General features: G+C 68.9%; 16 protein-coding genes. 9 read left to right on the top strand and 7 right to left on the bottom strand.

The genetic code is table 11. The annotated features are described in order from the left end of the window. Positions 1 to 339: 339 nt before the first annotated feature. From ACWDNU_RS21455 to ACWDNU_RS21445, 3 genes are read left to right on the top strand one after another with little or no spacing between them, the layout of a single operon-like run. The gene (locus ACWDNU_RS21455; RefSeq protein ID WP_449670179.1) at positions 340 to 933 is read left to right on the top strand and encodes a helix-turn-helix domain-containing protein; all 594 of its coding nucleotides are present in this window, start codon (positions 340 to 342) and stop codon (positions 931 to 933) included. Between the two features lie 51 nt (positions 934 to 984). Further along, the gene (locus tag ACWDNU_RS21450) at positions 985 to 2,463 is read left to right on the top strand and encodes a peptide MFS transporter (RefSeq protein WP_449670178.1); all 1,479 of its coding nucleotides are present in this window, start codon (positions 985 to 987) and stop codon (positions 2,461 to 2,463) included. A gap of 37 nt (positions 2,464 to 2,500) precedes the next feature. Next, positions 2,501 to 3,598 (top strand): NAD(P)/FAD-dependent oxidoreductase, encoded by a 1,098-nt coding sequence (locus ACWDNU_RS21445; RefSeq protein ID WP_449670177.1) that lies wholly within the window; start codon positions 2,501 to 2,503, stop codon positions 3,596 to 3,598. A gap of 273 nt (positions 3,599 to 3,871) precedes the next feature. Here ACWDNU_RS21445 and ACWDNU_RS21440 read toward each other — a convergent pair whose 3' ends face one another. From ACWDNU_RS21440 to ACWDNU_RS21425, 4 genes are all read right to left on the bottom strand, one after another. Further along, positions 3,872 to 4,885 (bottom strand): aldo/keto reductase, encoded by a 1,014-nt coding sequence (locus ACWDNU_RS21440; RefSeq protein ID WP_370935801.1) that lies wholly within the window; start codon positions 4,883 to 4,885, stop codon positions 3,872 to 3,874. A gap of 146 nt (positions 4,886 to 5,031) precedes the next feature. Then, complete coding sequence (locus ACWDNU_RS21435) at positions 5,032 to 5,589, bottom strand: hypothetical protein (RefSeq protein WP_449670176.1); 558 nt, start codon at positions 5,587 to 5,589, stop codon at positions 5,032 to 5,034. Positions 5,590 to 5,836: 247 nt separating this feature from the next. Then, on the bottom strand, positions 5,837 to 6,895 hold the full coding sequence (locus ACWDNU_RS21430) for a M20 family metallopeptidase (RefSeq protein WP_449670175.1): 1,059 nt from the start codon (positions 6,893 to 6,895) through the stop codon (positions 5,837 to 5,839). After that, positions 6,892 to 7,881 (bottom strand): LacI family DNA-binding transcriptional regulator, encoded by a 990-nt coding sequence (locus ACWDNU_RS21425; protein ID WP_449670174.1) that lies wholly within the window; start codon positions 7,879 to 7,881, stop codon positions 6,892 to 6,894. The genes ACWDNU_RS21430 and ACWDNU_RS21425 overlap by 4 nt, the downstream gene beginning before the upstream one ends. A 112-nt stretch (positions 7,882 to 7,993) precedes the next feature. On the opposite strand from ACWDNU_RS21425, the gene ACWDNU_RS21420 reads away from it, so the two are divergent. Genes ACWDNU_RS21420 through ACWDNU_RS21400 form a run of 5 tightly spaced genes read left to right on the top strand, consistent with a single transcriptional unit; the run spans position 7,994 to position 11,975 of the window. Continuing rightward, positions 7,994 to 8,746: a glutamine amidotransferase gene (locus tag ACWDNU_RS21420; RefSeq protein WP_449670173.1), complete on the top strand. Its 753-nt coding sequence runs from the start codon at positions 7,994 to 7,996 to the stop codon at positions 8,744 to 8,746. A 31-nt stretch (positions 8,747 to 8,777) separates the two neighbouring features. Continuing rightward, positions 8,778 to 9,773 (top strand): DMT family transporter, encoded by a 996-nt coding sequence (locus ACWDNU_RS21415; protein WP_354737124.1) that lies wholly within the window; start codon positions 8,778 to 8,780, stop codon positions 9,771 to 9,773. Next, positions 9,766 to 10,800: a phosphotriesterase family protein gene (locus tag ACWDNU_RS21410; protein WP_449670172.1), complete on the top strand. Its 1,035-nt coding sequence runs from the start codon at positions 9,766 to 9,768 to the stop codon at positions 10,798 to 10,800. The genes ACWDNU_RS21415 and ACWDNU_RS21410 overlap by 8 nt, the downstream gene beginning before the upstream one ends. Continuing rightward, positions 10,797 to 11,726 (top strand): ribokinase, encoded by a 930-nt coding sequence (locus ACWDNU_RS21405; RefSeq protein ID WP_370935807.1) that lies wholly within the window; start codon positions 10,797 to 10,799, stop codon positions 11,724 to 11,726. The genes ACWDNU_RS21410 and ACWDNU_RS21405 overlap by 4 nt, the downstream gene beginning before the upstream one ends. Positions 11,727 to 11,741: 15 nt before the next feature. Next, on the top strand, positions 11,742 to 11,975 hold the full coding sequence (locus ACWDNU_RS21400) for a PfkB family carbohydrate kinase (RefSeq protein WP_449670171.1): 234 nt from the start codon (positions 11,742 to 11,744) through the stop codon (positions 11,973 to 11,975). Positions 11,976 to 12,021: 46 nt separating this feature from the next. Here ACWDNU_RS21400 and ACWDNU_RS21395 read toward each other — a convergent pair whose 3' ends face one another. Beyond that, entirely contained in the window at positions 12,022 to 12,603 is a 582-nt protein-coding gene (locus ACWDNU_RS21395; RefSeq protein WP_449670170.1) for a hypothetical protein, read from the bottom strand. Positions 12,604 to 12,778: 175 nt separating this feature from the next. On the opposite strand from ACWDNU_RS21395, the gene ACWDNU_RS21390 reads away from it, so the two are divergent. Beyond that, positions 12,779 to 13,753, top strand: a complete 975-nt coding sequence (locus ACWDNU_RS21390) for an ArsR/SmtB family transcription factor (protein WP_449670169.1) — start codon at positions 12,779 to 12,781, stop codon at positions 13,751 to 13,753. A gap of 18 nt (positions 13,754 to 13,771) precedes the next feature. Here ACWDNU_RS21390 and ACWDNU_RS21385 read toward each other — a convergent pair whose 3' ends face one another. Further along, positions 13,772 to 14,077 carry a hypothetical protein gene (locus tag ACWDNU_RS21385; RefSeq protein WP_370935812.1) on the bottom strand — a complete coding sequence of 102 codons (306 nt, stop codon included), beginning with the start codon at positions 14,075 to 14,077 and terminating at the stop codon, positions 13,772 to 13,774. 101 nt (positions 14,078 to 14,178) lie between these two features. After that, the gene (locus tag ACWDNU_RS21380) at positions 14,179 to 16,071 is read right to left on the bottom strand and encodes a putative Ig domain-containing protein (protein WP_449670168.1); all 1,893 of its coding nucleotides are present in this window, start codon (positions 16,069 to 16,071) and stop codon (positions 14,179 to 14,181) included. Positions 16,072 to 16,197 lie beyond the last annotated feature (126 nt).

The following is a 16,197-nucleotide window of genomic DNA, read 5'->3' as shown; positions in this document are numbered from 1 at the left end:
CAGGGCGTCGACCGGGCCGGGGACCTGGGCCGCCAGCGCGTCCAGATCGGAGAGCGACGCCACATCGCCGCGGACGGCTGTCGCGCGGTCACCGACTTGGGCCAAAGCAGAGGGGAAATTGCCTAAGGCGGGAAAGATGCCTTGACAAGCACCCCCAGACCGCAGGGACGCTTTATCTCGGGGTGCGGGGGAGGGGCTGGGTGCCTCGATCGTTGGGTGCATCGGTGCGGGGTTTTCTTGTCTTGTAAGGGAAAATGCTGTGGTCCGTGACGCTGTTTAGTATTGACTGGGTTTGTTTTGTCTGGCTAAACTTGTCGGGACGGAAGGAGGGCCGGGGCTGTGGTGGAGAGCGATCCTGCTGTGCGGGTTGGGGTGGCGATCAAGCGGGTCCGGTCCGAGCGCGGCATGACGTTGCGGGAGTTGGCTGAGCGTTCTGGGCTCTCGCCTGGGTTTCTCTCGTTGGCTGAGCGTGGTGTTAACTCGATTTCGTTGACCTCGTTGTTCGCGATCGCTGGTGCGCTCGAGGTGGATGCGGTCGAGTTGCTCGGGTCGGCCGGCAAGCGGAGCCAGGCGGAGTACGCGGTGTCTCGGCAGGACGATCCTCGGGCGACTCGCGTTGTCATGGGTGAGCGGGAGCATCGGGTGCTTACCGCTGAATTGCCTGATCAGCGCATTGAAGTGCTGGCTACCAAGGTGCAGCCGACTAGTGAGCCTTCGCCGGTTACTCAGCATGACGGCGAGGAATTTTGCTACGTGCTCAGCGGTGAGTTGACGTTCCTGCTGCCGGACGAGTCTGTCGTGCTTGCGGCGGGCGATTCGATTCATTTCAAGTCTTCGACGCCGCATGCGGTGCACAACCAGGGCGATGCGGTCGCTGAGGTGTTGTGGACTGTGGACCGTCCGTTGTTGCGGCGGCCCGGCGTCTCCTGCTGATCGCTTTCTTCTTTCGTCGTTCCCAGCGCCATCCTTATCGAAAGGCGGGCTATGAACGAGCAGACAATGGCGTCCGCGCGTGATCGACGGTTTTTCGGGCATCCTCGCGGGCTTGCGACATTATTCTTTGTCGAGATGTGGGAGCGGTTTTCCTATTACGGGATGTCCGCGATTCTCCTTTATTACTTGTACGACCGGACTTCCGGGGGCGGGCTGGGGCTCGACAAGGCGACCGCCTCGGCGCTGGTGTCGATTTATGGTGCGCTGGTGTTCATGTCGGGCGTCGGCGGCGGGTGGCTGGCCGACCGGGTGCTGGGTATGCGGCGTTCGGTGCAGGTCGGCGGGGCGCTGATCATGTGCGGGCATCTGGCGCTGGCCGTGCCTGGCGGGTTGCCTGCGCTGTTGGTGTCGATGGTGCTGATCGTTGCTGGTACTGGGTTGTTGAAGCCCAATGTGTCCAGTTTGGTCGGTGAGCTGTATTCGATGAAGGACAATCGGCGCGACGCTGGGTTTTCCGTGTTCTACATGGGAATCAACCTCGGGGCGTTCATCGCGCCGTATCTCGTCGGGACGCTCGGGCAGAAGGTGGATTACCACCTGGGGTTCGGGCTTGCCGCGGTGGGGATGGCGGCTGGGCTGCTGGTGTTTGCTCGTGGGCGGCGACAGTTGGGTCAAGCTGGGGAGGCACCGACTAATCCGCTTCGGGACGGCGAGCGGCGGCGGGTCGCGATTCGGGCCGGAATGGGCGTCGTTGTGCTGGCGGTGCTGGTCGGGGTGTTCGGGATTGCGGGGGCGTTGACTGTTCGCACGTTGATCAACGCGGTGACGGTGCTGGCGGTGGTGTTGCCGGTGGCGTACTTGGCGATGATGTTGCGCAGTCCGCGCACGGACGCGGTCGAACGGTCTCGGTTGATTGCCTATATTCCGCTGTTCCTCGGGGCGGTGTGCTATTGGGTGGTCAACGAGCAGACCAGTTCGGTGCTGGCGCAATTCGCGGACAAGCGCACGGATCTGGAGATCTTCGGCTTCTCGGTGCCGTCGTCGTGGTTTCAGTCGTTGAACCCGGTCGCCACGTTGGTGCTGGCTCCGACGTTCGCCTGGTTGTGGATCAAGCTGGGGGACCGGCAGCCTGCGACACCGCGGAAGTTCGCGCTCGGGTTGTTGCTGGGTGGTGCGTCGTTTGTGGTGATGGCTGGGCCCGGGTTGTTGCACGGGGTTGAGGTGCCAGCCAGTCCGTGGTGGCTCGTCGCGAGTTACTTCGTGGTGATTTGCGGGTCGATGTGTTTGTCGCCGGTGGGGCTTTCCGCTACCACCAAGCTGGCGCCGCGGGCGTTTCTCGCGCAGATGATGAGTTTGTGGTTTCTGGCGTCGGCTGCGGCGAGCGGGATCAATGCGCAGCTGGTGCAGTTGTACAGCGCGGACACGGAGATCGGCTACTTCGCCGGAGTGGGCGCGGCGGTGATGGCGGCGGGCGTGGTGTTGTTGCTGCTTGCGCCGTGGGTGCAGCGGCGGATGAGCGGTGTGCGGTAAGCGAAATGCAGACAGAGCAGTGAAGGAGCGGGGCGAAATGCGTGTGGTCGTGGTCGGCGGCGGGATTGTCGGTGCGGCAGCCGGGTATGAGCTGGTGCGGGCCGGAGTGGACACGGTGCTGGTCGACGGGGCGGCCAGCGGGCGGGCGACGTCGGCGGGGGCGGGGATTATCTGTCCGTGGGCGTCCGCTGTGGACGATCCGGACTGGTATCGGCTGGCGGCCGGCGGCGCGGAGTACTACGAGGGATTGCGGGCGGCGCTGGCCGAGGACGGGGAGACCGACCTCGGCTACCGGCGGGTCGGTTCGTTGAGCCTGGTCTCCGAAAGCGAAGCGGCGCAAGCGTTTCAGCGGGTCGCGGATCGGGCGAGGGACGCGCCGCTGGCCGGGGACGTCGAGTTGGTCGACGCTCGCCAGGCCCAGGAAATGTTCCCGCCGCTCGCGCACGACGGTCCGGCCATTCACATCCCGGGCGCGGCACGGCTGGACGGGCGGCTGGTCCGCGACGCGATGCGGCGGGCTGCGGTGCGGCGTGGGGCGCGGATTGTGGAAGGTACGGCGTCGATCGTCGCGGACGGGGCGGTTCGCGGGGCGCTGGTCGGAGAGGAGTTCATCGGTGCGGACGCGGTGATCGCTGCGGCGGGGGCGTGGTCGCCTGCGTTGCTGGGGCCGCTCGGGGTCGAGGTCCGGGTCGAGCCGCAGCGGGGGCAGATTGTGCATCTTCGGTTGCCGGGGGCGGAAACCTCGCGATGGCCGGTGGTTTTGCCCCAGTCCCGGCATTATCTGCTCGCGTTCGACGATTCGCGGATCGTGGTGGGGGCGACGCGGGAGGAGGGGGCTGGCTTCGATTACCGGGTGACGGCGGCTGGGCTGGCGGAGGTGCTGGCCGAAGCGCTGTCGGTGGCGCCGGGGCTGGCGGACGCGACGTATGTGGAGACGCGCGTTGGCTTCCGGCCCGCGGGGCCGGACATCCGGCCGCTGCTGGGGGCGGTGCCGCAGGTGCAGGGGCTGGTGGTGGCCAACGGGCTGGGTGCGTCCGGGTTGACGATGGGACCGTACGCGGGTTCGATCGCGGCTCGGGTGGCGCGGGACGCGGACCCGGGGATCGATCTCAAGGCTTACGACCCGTTGCGGTGACGGCGTGCGCGCCGACCGGCAGGTCCGGTCGGCGCGTGAGCCGGGTGTCCACAAAGGACTCTTTGGCGTTCAGGTCAGCGTCTTGTGCAGGGCGTCGGGGCTGTCGCGGTAGATGCCGGTGAACAGGTCGACCGTTCATCCTCGGTGACGCCGTCGAGGGCGGCGCTCTCCGGGATGCAGGGGAGCCAGCCGGGCAGCGAGGCGAATCCGCCGGTGAGGTCCCAGACCTGCTGGGGCGAGGCGGGAACGGTGCGCCATGGTGGTGCTCCGGTTTCAGGCGTTGCCGGGAAGCGGCGCGGCGGGGTGGACGAGACCGGCGGCGCGGAGGTCGTGCCAGAACTCGGCCGGGACGTTCTCGGCCAGCGCGGCGGTGTCCTCGGCGATCCGGCCGGGCCGGGTGGCCCCGGGGATCGCGGCGGCGGCCACCGGATGCGCGAGCGAGAACTGCAGCGCGGCGGCCTTGATGCTGATGCCGTGCCGCGCGACGAGTGTCTTGAGTTGTTCCACGCGCGCAAGGATTTCCGGCGGGGCCTGCTGATACTCGAAGTGGGTGCCGCCCGCGAGGACGCCGGAACTGTACGGTCCGCCGATCACCATGCCGACGTTGTGCTCCTCCGCCATCGGCAGCAGCCGCTGGAGTGCGTGCGCGTGGTCGAGCAGCGTGTAGCGCCCGGCGAGCAGGAACCCGTCCGGCCGGGGCTCGTCGAGGTCGAGGGTCAGTTCGATCGGCTCGGTCTTGTTGACGCCGAGCCCCCATGCCTTGATGACGCCCTCGTCGCGCAGCCGCGACAGCACGCGGAAGGCTCCGGTGCGGGCCTCTTCGAACTTCCGCAGCCAGCGGTCGCCGTGGAAGTCCTGGGCGATGTCGTGCACCCAGACGATGTCGAGCCGGTCGGTGCCGAGCCGTTTCAGACTGTCCTCAATGGAGCGTTCGGTCGCGTCGGCGGTCCATTCGTGGAGGAGCTTGTTGGGGTTGCCGTGCTCGAACAGTCCGCCCTTCTCGCCCAGTTCGCCGGGGTCCTGGTCCTCGTGCTCGTCGAGCACGACGCGCCCGACTTTGGTCGACAGGACGTAGGAATCGCGCGGCTTGCCCGCCAGCACCTGGCCGAGCCGCGACTCCGCCAGCCCGGCCCCGTAGAACGGCGCGGTGTCGAAGTAGCGGATGCCCTGCTCCCAGGCGGCCTCGACGGTCGCGAGCGCCTCGTCGTCGGGAATAGCGCGGAACATGTTCCCGAGGGGAGCGGTCCCGAACCCGAGCCGTCCGGGGAGAATGTGGGTGAGCGACATGGGTTTTTCTTCTTTCTCGAGTCCTGCTCGACCTGTTCGCGGCCGGGTTGTCCCAGCCGGTTACGTGCGTCGACAATAGTTGCACGCGCTGGCTATGGCAAAGGGAAGTGTGCCGGGTCACCGGGGCGGGCGGGTCCATCGCCCGGTCAGGGGAGGTCTTCGGGGGTGGCTGTGTGCAGGGTCAGGTGGTCGATGAGGTCGGGGACGCCGACGCACAGCACTGTTGCGCCGGCGTGCCAGGGGAGTTCGAGCACGGAGAGGCCGAGGGCGTCGAGGCGTTGCCCGGTGCTTGGGGTGCCGTCGCAGGACACCGTCGCGGGGAGTCTGACGGCGTCGTCGGCGGCGCGCTGGATGCTCTCGTAGCGCTCGAGGCGAGCGGTCGGGTGCTCCTGGGCGAAGGTGCGGCGGTTGGGCTCGATGACGAGTTCGTTGCGGCTGAGGAAATTGCTCAGCAGATCGGCGGTGGTGGCGACAGGCAAGCCGCGGGGATTCAGGCCCTCGTGGGAGCGAACGGTCTTCACGGTCAGCTGGCAGCGGCGGTCGCGCTCGTAGACCAGTTCCAGTGCGGTTGCCAGGGGGTCGACACCTTGAAGGTTCCAGCTGGCGGCGGTGCCCCCGTTCGCCGCTGCGAGGGGGCAGGGGAAACGGGTGAGGTAGTCGGCGAGGCTCCGGGTCACCGGGGCCCCGCTTTCGTCAGCGTCCATGCGGCGCTCGCAATCGCAGTTCCGGGCCCGGGGGTTCCGGTGCGCTCAGTCGAGGGTAGTGGCTGCCGAGGGATCGCCGGAATAGCCGATGCCGTCGTCGGCGCGGAGAACGGCTGCCGAAAACGTCGCGGAAAGGGCTGGCGGACATGGCCGGGCGGCCCGAATGCGCAATCCGGCGCGGGGAGACCGGACGGTACCGGAATCCGCATGCCGTGCTGCGCGGTTAGTCCACATAGGACTTGGGGGTTCAGCGGACGGCGGACAGCACCAGCTCGCGGTAGTTGCGCAACGCCTGCCGCCAGGACTCCAGTTCCAGCTTCTCGTTCGCCGCGTGCATCTGCCGGGGATCTCCCGGGCCCCAGATCACGATCGGCGCACCGGCCACGGACCCGGCCAAGGCCGAGGCGTCGGTGAAATACGTCGCGGCGGGTGCGGTGGCTTGGCCGGAGAGCGCGTCCGGCAACGTCGGGGTCCGAACCGCGGGCAGGTCAAGTTCCACCTCGGCGCTGATGGCCGGATCGAGCGAAGAAGCCCAGGCGATCACCGGCGCGCCACCGTCCACAGTGCGCACGTCCAGCGTCAGAACCGCCGACGCGGGAACGATGTTCGTCGCTGTGCCGCCCTCGAAGGTGCCGACGTTGACGGTTTCCTCGCCCAGATAATCCTCTGTGGACAGCGGGAGCGAATCGAGCGCGCCAAGCGCCCGGTCGGCGAGCAGCTGGATCGCGTTGCGCCCGAGGTGGGGCGTGGACCCGTGGGCGGCCTTGCCCGCCGCGGCGAGGCGCAGCCAGGTGGCTCCTCGATGCCCGAGCGAGACGCGGTTCTGCGTCGCCTCCGGCACCACGACAATCCGCGGCGTCAGCTCCAGCGACGCCGAGGCCTCCGCCGCGCCTCGGCAGCCGATCTCTTCGTCGCTGGTGATGAGGACTTGCGCGGCGGCACCGGCTTCCGCGGCGTTGCGCAACGCGGCCAGGGCGGCGACCAGCCCGCCCTTCATGTCGACGCTGCCGCGGCCGTACAGGAACTCGTCGTCGACGTCCGCGGAGAACGGGGCGCGCTCCCACAAATCGCGGGAGCCGACCGGGACGGTGTCGATGTGGCAGACGAACAACGCGCCGTCAGCCGAACCGGTGCCGAGCAGTACCCATGGCCGACCTGTGGTGGAGCGTTGCAGCACGCGTACGCCCGCAGCGGCAGTTGCGTAGGAGACGGCCAGCTCCTGCGCGGCAGCCTGCGCGGCACTGTCGCCGGAAGTGGTGTCCTGGCGCACCAGATCGCGCAACAGCGCGAGAGCTTCGTCGGTCATGCGGAGTACTCCCGGGTCGATTCGCGGACGACGAGCTGCATGGAGAGCACGTGGTCCGCGGGGCTGTCGCCGGCCGCGAGGCGGGTGATCTCGTCGACCGCTTTGCGCGCCATCTGCTCGGTCGGCTGCGCGACGGTGGTCAGCCGCGGCGACGTCCATTCGCCGAGGGTGATGCCGTCGCAGCCGATCACCGACAGGTCGCCCGGCACCGAGACCCCCGCGCGGCGGGCGGCTTCGAGCAGGCCGACGGCGGCGATGTCGCTGGCGGTGAACACGGCTGTCGGCGCCGCGTCGGCGCGCGCCATGTGCGCGAAGAAGTTCATGCCGAACGCCGAGCTGAAGGTGCCGCGCACGATCATCGATTCGTTGACCTCGACCCCGTGCGCCTTCATGGCCGCGCGGTATCCGGCCTCGCGCTGGTCGGCCGTCCGTAGCCCGGCCGGGCCGCCGACGTGGGCGATAAGCCGGTGGCCCTGGGAGATCAGGTGGGTGGTCGCCTGGTACGCGCCGCCGAAGCTGTTCGCGGTGACGTGCGCGATCCGCGGTCCGGCCGCCTCGACGTACTCGTCGAGGAAGACCACCGGGAAGTCGCCCGTCAGCCGGTTCGCGAACGCCTCGTTGGTGCTGTTCATCCCCAGATAGATCAGCCCGCCTACGTCCGGCACGCGCATCAGGCGTTCGACGCTGGCGCGCTCCCGCGACGGCGACGAGCCGGTGAGGGCGGTGAAGACGTCGATGCCGTCGGCCGCCGCGGCGTCGGCCACCGCGTCCGCCAGCGTGGAGAAATACGGGTTGTCCAGCGACGGGACCACCAGGCCGAGGCTGAGCCCGGTCACCTGTTTCCGCACAGGCGGATGCCCTTCGGCGGACAGCGCGGCGTCGATGCGCCGGGCCGTCTCGGAGGCGACGTTGAGCTCCCCCCGGACGTACCTCGACACCGTCGACACGGCCACCCCGGCCTCTCGGGCCACCTTCGCCAGCGACATCCGGCTCCTCCCCGTTCGAGCGTTGACGGCGACTGCAACCGCATCCTATATTGGCGTTGTTGCGCTATGTTGCGCAACACACGCTAAGCGCTTTCGCCCGAAGGAGTCGTCGATGGTCAAGGTCCTGCTAGCCGGGGAGTCGTGGGTCAGTGCGACGATCGACCACAAGGGATACGACCCGTTCGCGCACACGCAGGTGGAGATCGGGTGCGAGCGGCTGCTGGCGGCGCTGGCGGCGGAAGGGGTCGAGGTGACTCACCTGCGTTCGCACGACGTGGCCGAGAAATTCCCGCAGACGCTGGCGGAACTCGAGGCCTACGACGTCGTCCTGCTCTCCGACGTCGGCTCCAACACCCTGCTGCTGCATCCGGACACGTTCACCCGCGGCCGTCCCGCGCCCAACCGGCTCAAGCTGTTGCGGGAGTGGGTCCAGGGCGGCGGCGGCCTGATGATGGCCGGCGGCTACCTGAGCTTCCAGGGCTTCGAGGGCAAGGCCAACTACCACCGCACGCCGATCGAGGAGATCCTCCCGGTCGACATCGACCCGTTCGACGACCGCGTCGAGACTCCGGAGGGCGTCCGCGCGCAGGTCGTGCGGTCCGGCCACCCCGTGGTCGCCGGTCTCGACCGGGAGTGGCCGATCCTGCTCGGCTACCAGCACACCACGCTGAAGCCGGACGCCGAACTGCTCGCCACCGTCGAGGGCGACGTCATGCTGGCCGCCCGCCAGGTCGGCCAGGGCCGCACCCTCGCCTTCACCTCGGACATCTCCCCGCACTGGGCTCCCGAGGAGTTCATGAGCTGGGACGGCTACGGCAAGCTCTTCGCGCAGGCGCTGACCTGGCTTGCCGGACGCGAAATCTGAGCCGCGCGCACTCAGGATCAAGGAGGATTCGATGAGTACGTCACCCACCCGCCGCGCGACCTCGGCCGTCGTCTTGACGATCGCGACCGTCTTCGCCGGAATGCTCGGCCCGTTGCAGTCGCTGGTCAACGGACATCTCGGCACCGCGCTCGGCGACGGGCACGCGGCCGCGCTGGTGTCCTTCGGCACCGGCCTGGTGCTGATGCTGATCATCGTGCTGGCGCGCGCCCGCACGCGCACCGCGTTCTTCCGATTGCCGGGTCAGCTGGTGCGCGGCGAGATCCCGCGGTGGAACTTCTTCGCGGGCCTGTGCGGTGCGGTGATCGTGCTTTCCGAAGGCGTCACGGTGGGCTTCCTGGGGGTGGCGATCTTCCAGACCTCGCTGATCTCCGGAATGGTCATCTCCGGCGTGGTGTGCGACCGGCTCGGCATCGGCGTCCCGTTCAAGCAGGCGATGAGCGCGCCGCGCGTCGCCGGGGCGATCCTGGCCATCTGCGCCACGGTGCTGGTCGTTTCCCCGAACTGGTCGGCCCCGCACATGATCGCGCTGGCGATCATGCCGTTCGTCGGCGGTCTGCTCGCCGGCTGGCAGCCCGCGGGCAACTCGGAGATCGGCCTGCTGTCCGGTTCGATGTTCATCTCCATCACCTGGAACTTCCTCATCGGCTTCGTGGCGCTCGGCCTCGTGTATGTGGTGCGGATGGCGACCGCGGGCGCGCACTTCGCCTTGCCGGGCACCTGGTGGATGTACTTCGGCGGGCCGCTCGGCCTCCTGTCGATCGCGCTGATGGCCTTGCTGGTGCGCGGTTTGGGGCTCTTGCTGCTGGGCCTGGCCTCGACGGCCGGTCAGCTGATCGGGTCGCTGCTGCTCGAAATCGTCGCTCCCGCAGCGGGTTCCAGCCTGCATCTGGTCACCGTCCTCGGTGCGGGTGTGGCGCTGGCGGCCGCGGCGATCGCGATGATTCCGTCCCGGCACACGGCCGAACCGGCGGTCCTCGCCCAGCCAGCCGAGGTGCATCGTGGCTGAGGTGCGCGGCGTCCTCGGTGCGGTCGACGCGGCGGACCTCGGGCTGGTGCTGCCGCACGAGCACCTCTTCAACGACCTGTCGTCCGCGGTCGCCGAACCCTCGTACTCCGCCACTCGGCGGCTCGTCGAGGCGGAAGTGGGACCAGAGTGGCAATTCCTGCTTCGCCAGGATCCGTACTGCTGCGCCGACAACGTGGCAGTGAAGGACCATGCGAGCGTCGTGCGCGAGGTGTCCGCGTTCGCCGCGGCCGGCGGCGGCACGGTCGTCGACGCCACCGGAAGCGCGGCGATCGGCCGGGATCCGCGAGCCCTGGCGGCGGTGGCCGAGGCGACCGGGGTCAACGTCGTCATGGGCACCGGTGCGTACCTGGAGAAGTTCGAAGGCGAGCGCATCACCGCGGTCACCGTCGAAGCGCAGACCTCGCGCATTCTCGCGGAGCTGGACGAGGGCGTCGGCGAAACGGGAATCCGGGCCGGTGTCATCGGCGAGGTCGGCGTCTCTCCGCTTTTCACCGAGGGGGAGCGGGCTTCCTTGCGGGCCGCGGCCCTCGCGCAAGCCGCGCGGCCGGCGGTCGGGCTCAACATCCACATGCCGGGCTGGCAACGCCGCGGGCACGAGGTGCTCGACCTGGTGCTGGAGGAATGCGGTGCGGCGCCGGGGAAAGTGGCGCTGGCGCACAGCGATCCGTCCGGCGACGATCCGGGCTACCAGCGTGAGCTTCTCGAGCGCGGCGTGCTGCTGGAGTTCGACATGATCGGCCTCGACATTTCGTTCCCCGGCGAAGGCGTGGCCCCGACGGTTTCCCAGACCGCTCGTGCCGTGGCGCGGTGGGTGCACGAGGGCTTCGGGGAGCAGATCATGTTGTCGCACGACCTTTTCCTGAAGCAGATGTGGACGCACAACGGCGGGAACGGGCTCGTGTTCGTGCCGACGATCTTCGCCGATCTGCTCGAAGCCGAGGGCGTGGCGGCCGACGCCGTGGCCCGGCTGATGCGGGAGGTCCCGGCCCGATGGCTCACCGCATGAGCCCAGCGGTAGCGGTCGTCGCGTCGCTCAACGTCGACCACATCGTCCAGGCCCCGCGTATCCCGGAGCCAGGGGAGACGCTCATGGGCTTCTCGACGAGCCGGGAGCTGGGCGGAAAAGGCGGCAACCAAGCGGTCGCCGCCGCCCGGCTCGGCGCGGAAGTCGCCGTGATCGGGTGCGTCGGCCAGGACGAGGACGGCGACGAATACCGGGAAGCCCTGCTCGCCGAGGGCGTGGACGTCGCGCACCTGCGAACCTCGGCCCTGCCGACTGGACGGGCGGCGATCACCGTCGACGCGGAGGGCGTCAACTCGATCGTCGTCGTGGCCGGGGCGAACGCCGACATTCCCGCCGCGGCGGCCGAAGCGGCGATCGGCGAGCTGCCGGGGCTTCGGGTGGTCGTGGGCCAGCTGGAGGCGGCGGTCGACGCGACAGAACGCGCGTTCGCGGCTGCTCGCGAGCGCGGCGCGCTGACGGTGCTCAACACCGCGCCGGTCGACGCCGTCGCCGCGAAGCTGCTGCCGCTCAGCGATGTGGTGGTGGCGAACGAAATCGAGTTCCGGCAGCTCACCGGCCAAGACCCAGTCGACGGCCTGCGGCGCGGCAGTGCCGAACTGTTCGCCGCGGGATGCCGGTGGGTGATCGTGACGCTGGGAGCTGAGGGGTGCGCGGTCCTCGATGCGTCGTCGTCCGCACACGTCCCGGCGGTTGCCGTGCGGGCGGTGGACACGACTGCCGCGGGTGATTCGTTCGTCGGTGCGCTTGCGGCGCGGCTCGCGAGAGTCTCGGGTGAGCCGACGACTGCGGACGTGGTGGCGGCCTGCGGTTTCGCGGCCAAGGTGGCTGCCGTCGTCGTGACGCGGCATGGGGCGCATCCTTCGCTGCCGACGCTGGTCGAGGTCCTCGACGCGGCAGTGCCGAACTGACGCTGGTACTGGGGGATGCGCGCGTCGTCCGTGCACGTCCCGGCGGTTGCCGTGCGGGCGGTGGACACCACTGCCGCGGGGGATTCGTTCGTCGGTGCGCTTGCGGCGCGGCTCGCGGATATGCCCGGTGAGCCGACGACCGCGGATGTGGCGGCCTGCGGTTTCGCGGCCAAAGTAGTCGCCGTCGTTGTCACGCGGTATGGGGTGCACCCTTCGCTGCCGACCTTGGCCGAGATCCTCGGCGCATGAGGCGGCGGCATCCTCGCCGGATGCCGCCGCCGCACGCCGTCGTCAGTCAGCAGTCGTTCGAGATGTACCACACGGGGTGCCAGTTCCCGTGCGGCTGGGCGTAGTACGCCTTCGGCGAGGTGGACAAGTAGGTGTATCCCTTGCCCCAGAACGAGGTCGTGTAGTGGTGCGTCTGGTTGTTCATCCACGACCCGCCGCTGTTGAAGCCGTTCGGGATTTCGTAGAAATCGCCGCAGGCCGCGTGCGTGAATCCCTTTCCTTCATAGTTCGCGTCCTTCCATCCGCAGAACGCGCCGTAGGAACAGAGTTCGTACGGAGTGCGCGGGTCGTTGCCGTTCAGTCCGTCGCCGAATGCGTGCGCATACTTATCGCCGGGCAAAGGGTAAGTGATGACTGAATTGTCGCCGGTAACGATTTGATTAGGCGTGACTTGTCTGCCGTGCAGCGTCGCCAGGTCGCGGTCGATCTCGCTCTGCAGTGCGACGCTCTGCTGGGCAGTGAACCCCGCGGACCGCAGTTGCGCCGTAAAGCCCGCCGACGTGCTGATGGGAGACGCGTCCGCCACCGTCGCGACGGCGGCAAGCGAAACCAATGCCGCCCCCAGCACCGCGCCGATTCTCACTCGCATGGAAACCCCTCTTCTGCTGGAAATGTCCAGGAGGACGCGAACGGCGTATACCGATAGGCCGAATGCGATACCGCCGTTCGGTGAATTCCCGTCCCCCTGCCGGAAACCAATATTTGCGCACCCGGAGCCGGGGACGCGATGGTTTAAGCTAGAACTCAAAACAAGGGGGGTTTCCGTGCTTCGGCTGCGCTGTACGCCCGAGGATCTTCTGCACGTGTCGATCGCCGAACATCCGGCGCCGCTCGGCGAGCTGACCCTCGCGATGCAGATGCTGCAGCGCCGCGATCCGCACCCGGCCTTCGCGCCGTGGCGCGAGCAGGTCGCGCGTCAGCTGCCGGTCGAGAGCAGGCCGCTGCTGCAGCTCGTCTCGCCCTCCGGCGCGGGCCCCATGTTCCTCGACCCGCCCAGCCGCACCGTGGAAGAGGGGCTGGACCGCGTGCTCTCCACTCCGCGGGCCGAAGCGCGCGCCGAACTGAAGCGGGTATGCGCGATCGACCGGCCGCTGACCTCCTGGACGAAGCGGCTGGCCAGGCTGGACCGCGACGCGTGGAAGGTACTGGACCGGGCGCTGCGCGCCGGTTACCAGAACGTCCTGGCCGAACGCTGGCACAGTCTGCGGGCGGGCTTCGACGCCGAAACCGCGTGGCGGGCGAAAATCCTTGCGCGCCAAGGCATCAGCGCCCTGTTCGCCAGCCTCCGGCCGACGCTCCGCTGGAAAGGACTGACCCTCGAAGCCGACTTCCCCCGCGACCTCGACCTGACCCTGCGCGGCCACGGCATCGTCCTGCGGCCCACGCTGCTGTGGTCGGGACACCCGCTGGTGGCGTACTACGCCGACCGCCCCACCACGCTGATCTATCCCGCGCTGACCCCGCTGCCCCTGCTCGCCCCGTCCGGACGGTCGGACCCGCTGGCCGCGCTGCTAGGCGCCACTCGCGCCGGTGCGCTGCGGGCCTTGATCAGCGGACGCACGACCACCGGTCTCGCGCGCGAGCTGTCCGTCTCGGTCGCCGCCGCGTCCTTGCACGCCAAGACTTTGCGCGAGGCGGGTTTGATCGTGTCGCGTCGGGAGGGCAAGGCGGTGTGCCATGAGTGCACCCCGCTGGGGCTCGATCTGCTTGCCGCCAAACCGCCGCGTGCTGGCGGGTGACGTTCTCGGCCGAGCGGATCAGTTGCCCGCGGAGGTCCAGGCGGCGAATTCGTCCAGTACGTGTGCCAAGTCGGCCCGCGAGTTGATTTGGCGGTGCTCGTCCGTGTTCGCATCGTCAAGAATGTTCGCCCGCATCAGCTGCGCGTCGCCGCTTTCCCAGACGATCAATTGACTGAAAAGATGCTGGTGATCGATGGAGACCGACACGGCCCACCTAGGCGGGCGCAGGTCCACCGCGACGGTCATCCCGCGGCTTTCGAGAACCTCGCGGCGACCGGAGATCCACGCGACAACCTCCTCCACGATCGGAAACGAATCTGTCATCGCGGTCCAGTCCGATCGTCGAGGGGCCCGCCCGAGCTTAGCCTGGCACAGCCGGAAAAGGCCGCCCCGCGCACGGGACGGCCTCTCCTCGGGGTTCAGCTTCAGCTGACAGTCAGCGACGTGTCGTCGAGGCAGAACGACGTCTGCAGGCTCGAGTCCTCGGTGCCGGTGAAGGTCAGCGTCACCGTCTGGCCGGCGAAGGCCGACATGTCAACGGTGTGCAGCTGGTATCCGGTCGCCTGGTTCAGGTTCGAGTACGAGGCGAGCGTGGTCGAACCGGCCTTGACGGTCAGCTTGTCGTAGGCCGTCGTGGTGGTCGTTTCGGCGGTGTCGACGTGCAGGTAGTAGCTCAGCGTGGCGTGGCAGCCCGACGGGATGCTCACCGACTGCGAGACCGTGTCGGTGTGCGCGCTGCCGTAGCCGTCGAGGTAGGCGAGGTACGTGCCGCTGTGCGGGGGTTCGCCGTTCGACGACGTGCTGATCACTCCGCTGGACGCGGTCCACGGGCTGGTCCCGCTTTCGAAGCCGGGGTTGCCCAGCTTCTGCCCGGAACAGGTGCCGCCGCCGGTCGGGGCGATCGTCCAGCTGAACGTGGTGGAGCCGGTCGCGCCGGAGGAGTCCTTGGCGGTCGCGGTCACCGAGTACGTGCCCGCGGTGGTCGGCGTGCCGGAGATCAGGCCGCCCGAGCTGATCGACAGCCCGGTGGGCAGGCCGCTGGCGGTCCAGGTGTAACCGCCGCTGCCGCCGGACGCGGACAGCTGCAGGCTCGCCGCGGTGCCGACGACGCCGTTCTGGCTGCCCGGGTTGGCCGCGGTGACGCCGCCGCTCGGGGCGCCCGCGCTGAACGCCGCGGTGCCGTTGGGGGTGCCGAGACCGGTGGGGCCGTCCCAGCCGGGGCCGGCGTTGCACTGCACCGAGGTCGAGCAGCTGCCGTTGCTGCCGGAGGTCACGTCGTTGAGGTTGCCGGTGTGCGAGTACGGGTAGGCGGCGGGGGTGTCGGACGCGCCGGGCGCGCCGGCGAGGGCGTAGACGGACGCGATGATCGGGGCGGACGCGCTGGTGCCGCCGTACACGGCCCAGCCGCTGCCGCCGTAGGTCTGGTACACCGCGACGCCGGTCTGCGGGTCGGCCACGGCCGAGACGTCGGCGACCGCGCGCTTGCCGCAGCCGGTCGTCACGTTCTGGAAGGCCGGCTTGGCCACGTAACCCGAGCAGCCGCTGCCCGCGCCGGTCCACGCGGTTTCGCCCCAGCCGCGCGCGCTGCTGTTGCGGCTCAGCGAGGTGCCGCCGACCGCGGTCACGTACTGCGAGGAGGCCGGGTAGCTGATGCCGTAGCCGTTGTCGCCGGTGCTCGCGGTGATCGCGACGCCGGGGTGGTGGAAGTAGCTGGAGTCGGAGGAGGGTTCGGTGCCGTCCTCGCCGCCGCCGTAGCTGTTGGACACGTATTTCGCGCCCATCGACACGGCGGTGTTCACCGCGGTGCCGAGATCGGCCATGCTCGGCTGGTTCGCTTCGACGAGCAGAATGTGGCAATTCGGGCAGATCGCCGAAACCATGTCGACGTCGAGCGAGATTTCGCCCGCCCAGCCGGAATCCGCGGCCGGAAGGGGACTGGTTTGCCCGTTTTCGTTCACCTTTTTGAAGCAGCCGTTCGCGGTGGTGCACGCCGGCAGCCCGTAGGTGGAGCGATAGCTCGCGAGGTCCGATTCAGCATTCGGGTCGTCGTTGGAGTCGACGATCGCCACGGTGGCCGACGCGCTGCCCGCGGCGGTCAGGTTGTAGGCGGAACGCAGGTCCGAGGGACCGAACCCGCCGGGCAGCGCGCCCGGCGTGAGGAACGCGCGCATGGTGTCGGTCTGGCGTTCGGCGAAACAGGTGACCATGCCGGGCTTCGCCTTCTCGGCGCAGACGCGGGCGGTCGGATGCGCCGCGGCGGGCGATGCCACGGCTGGCAGGGCCGGGGCAGTCAAGGCCAAGGCCGCGAAACCGGCCATGGCAAGGATTCTTCGGGCTGAACGGGACACGATCCCTCCCAGGGAATTTCCTGCGAACGGCGTCGGGCCATTCGGTGCCCAGTTGTCTACAGTTCGTTCAGCCCTGGCGGTGACGCGCTGGTGCCA

The sequence above is a fragment of the Amycolatopsis sp. NPDC003676 genome, assembly GCF_053587275.1.
The sequence above is the reverse complement of the archived record's forward strand: the minus strand, read 5'-3'. Positions and strand labels throughout refer to the sequence as shown.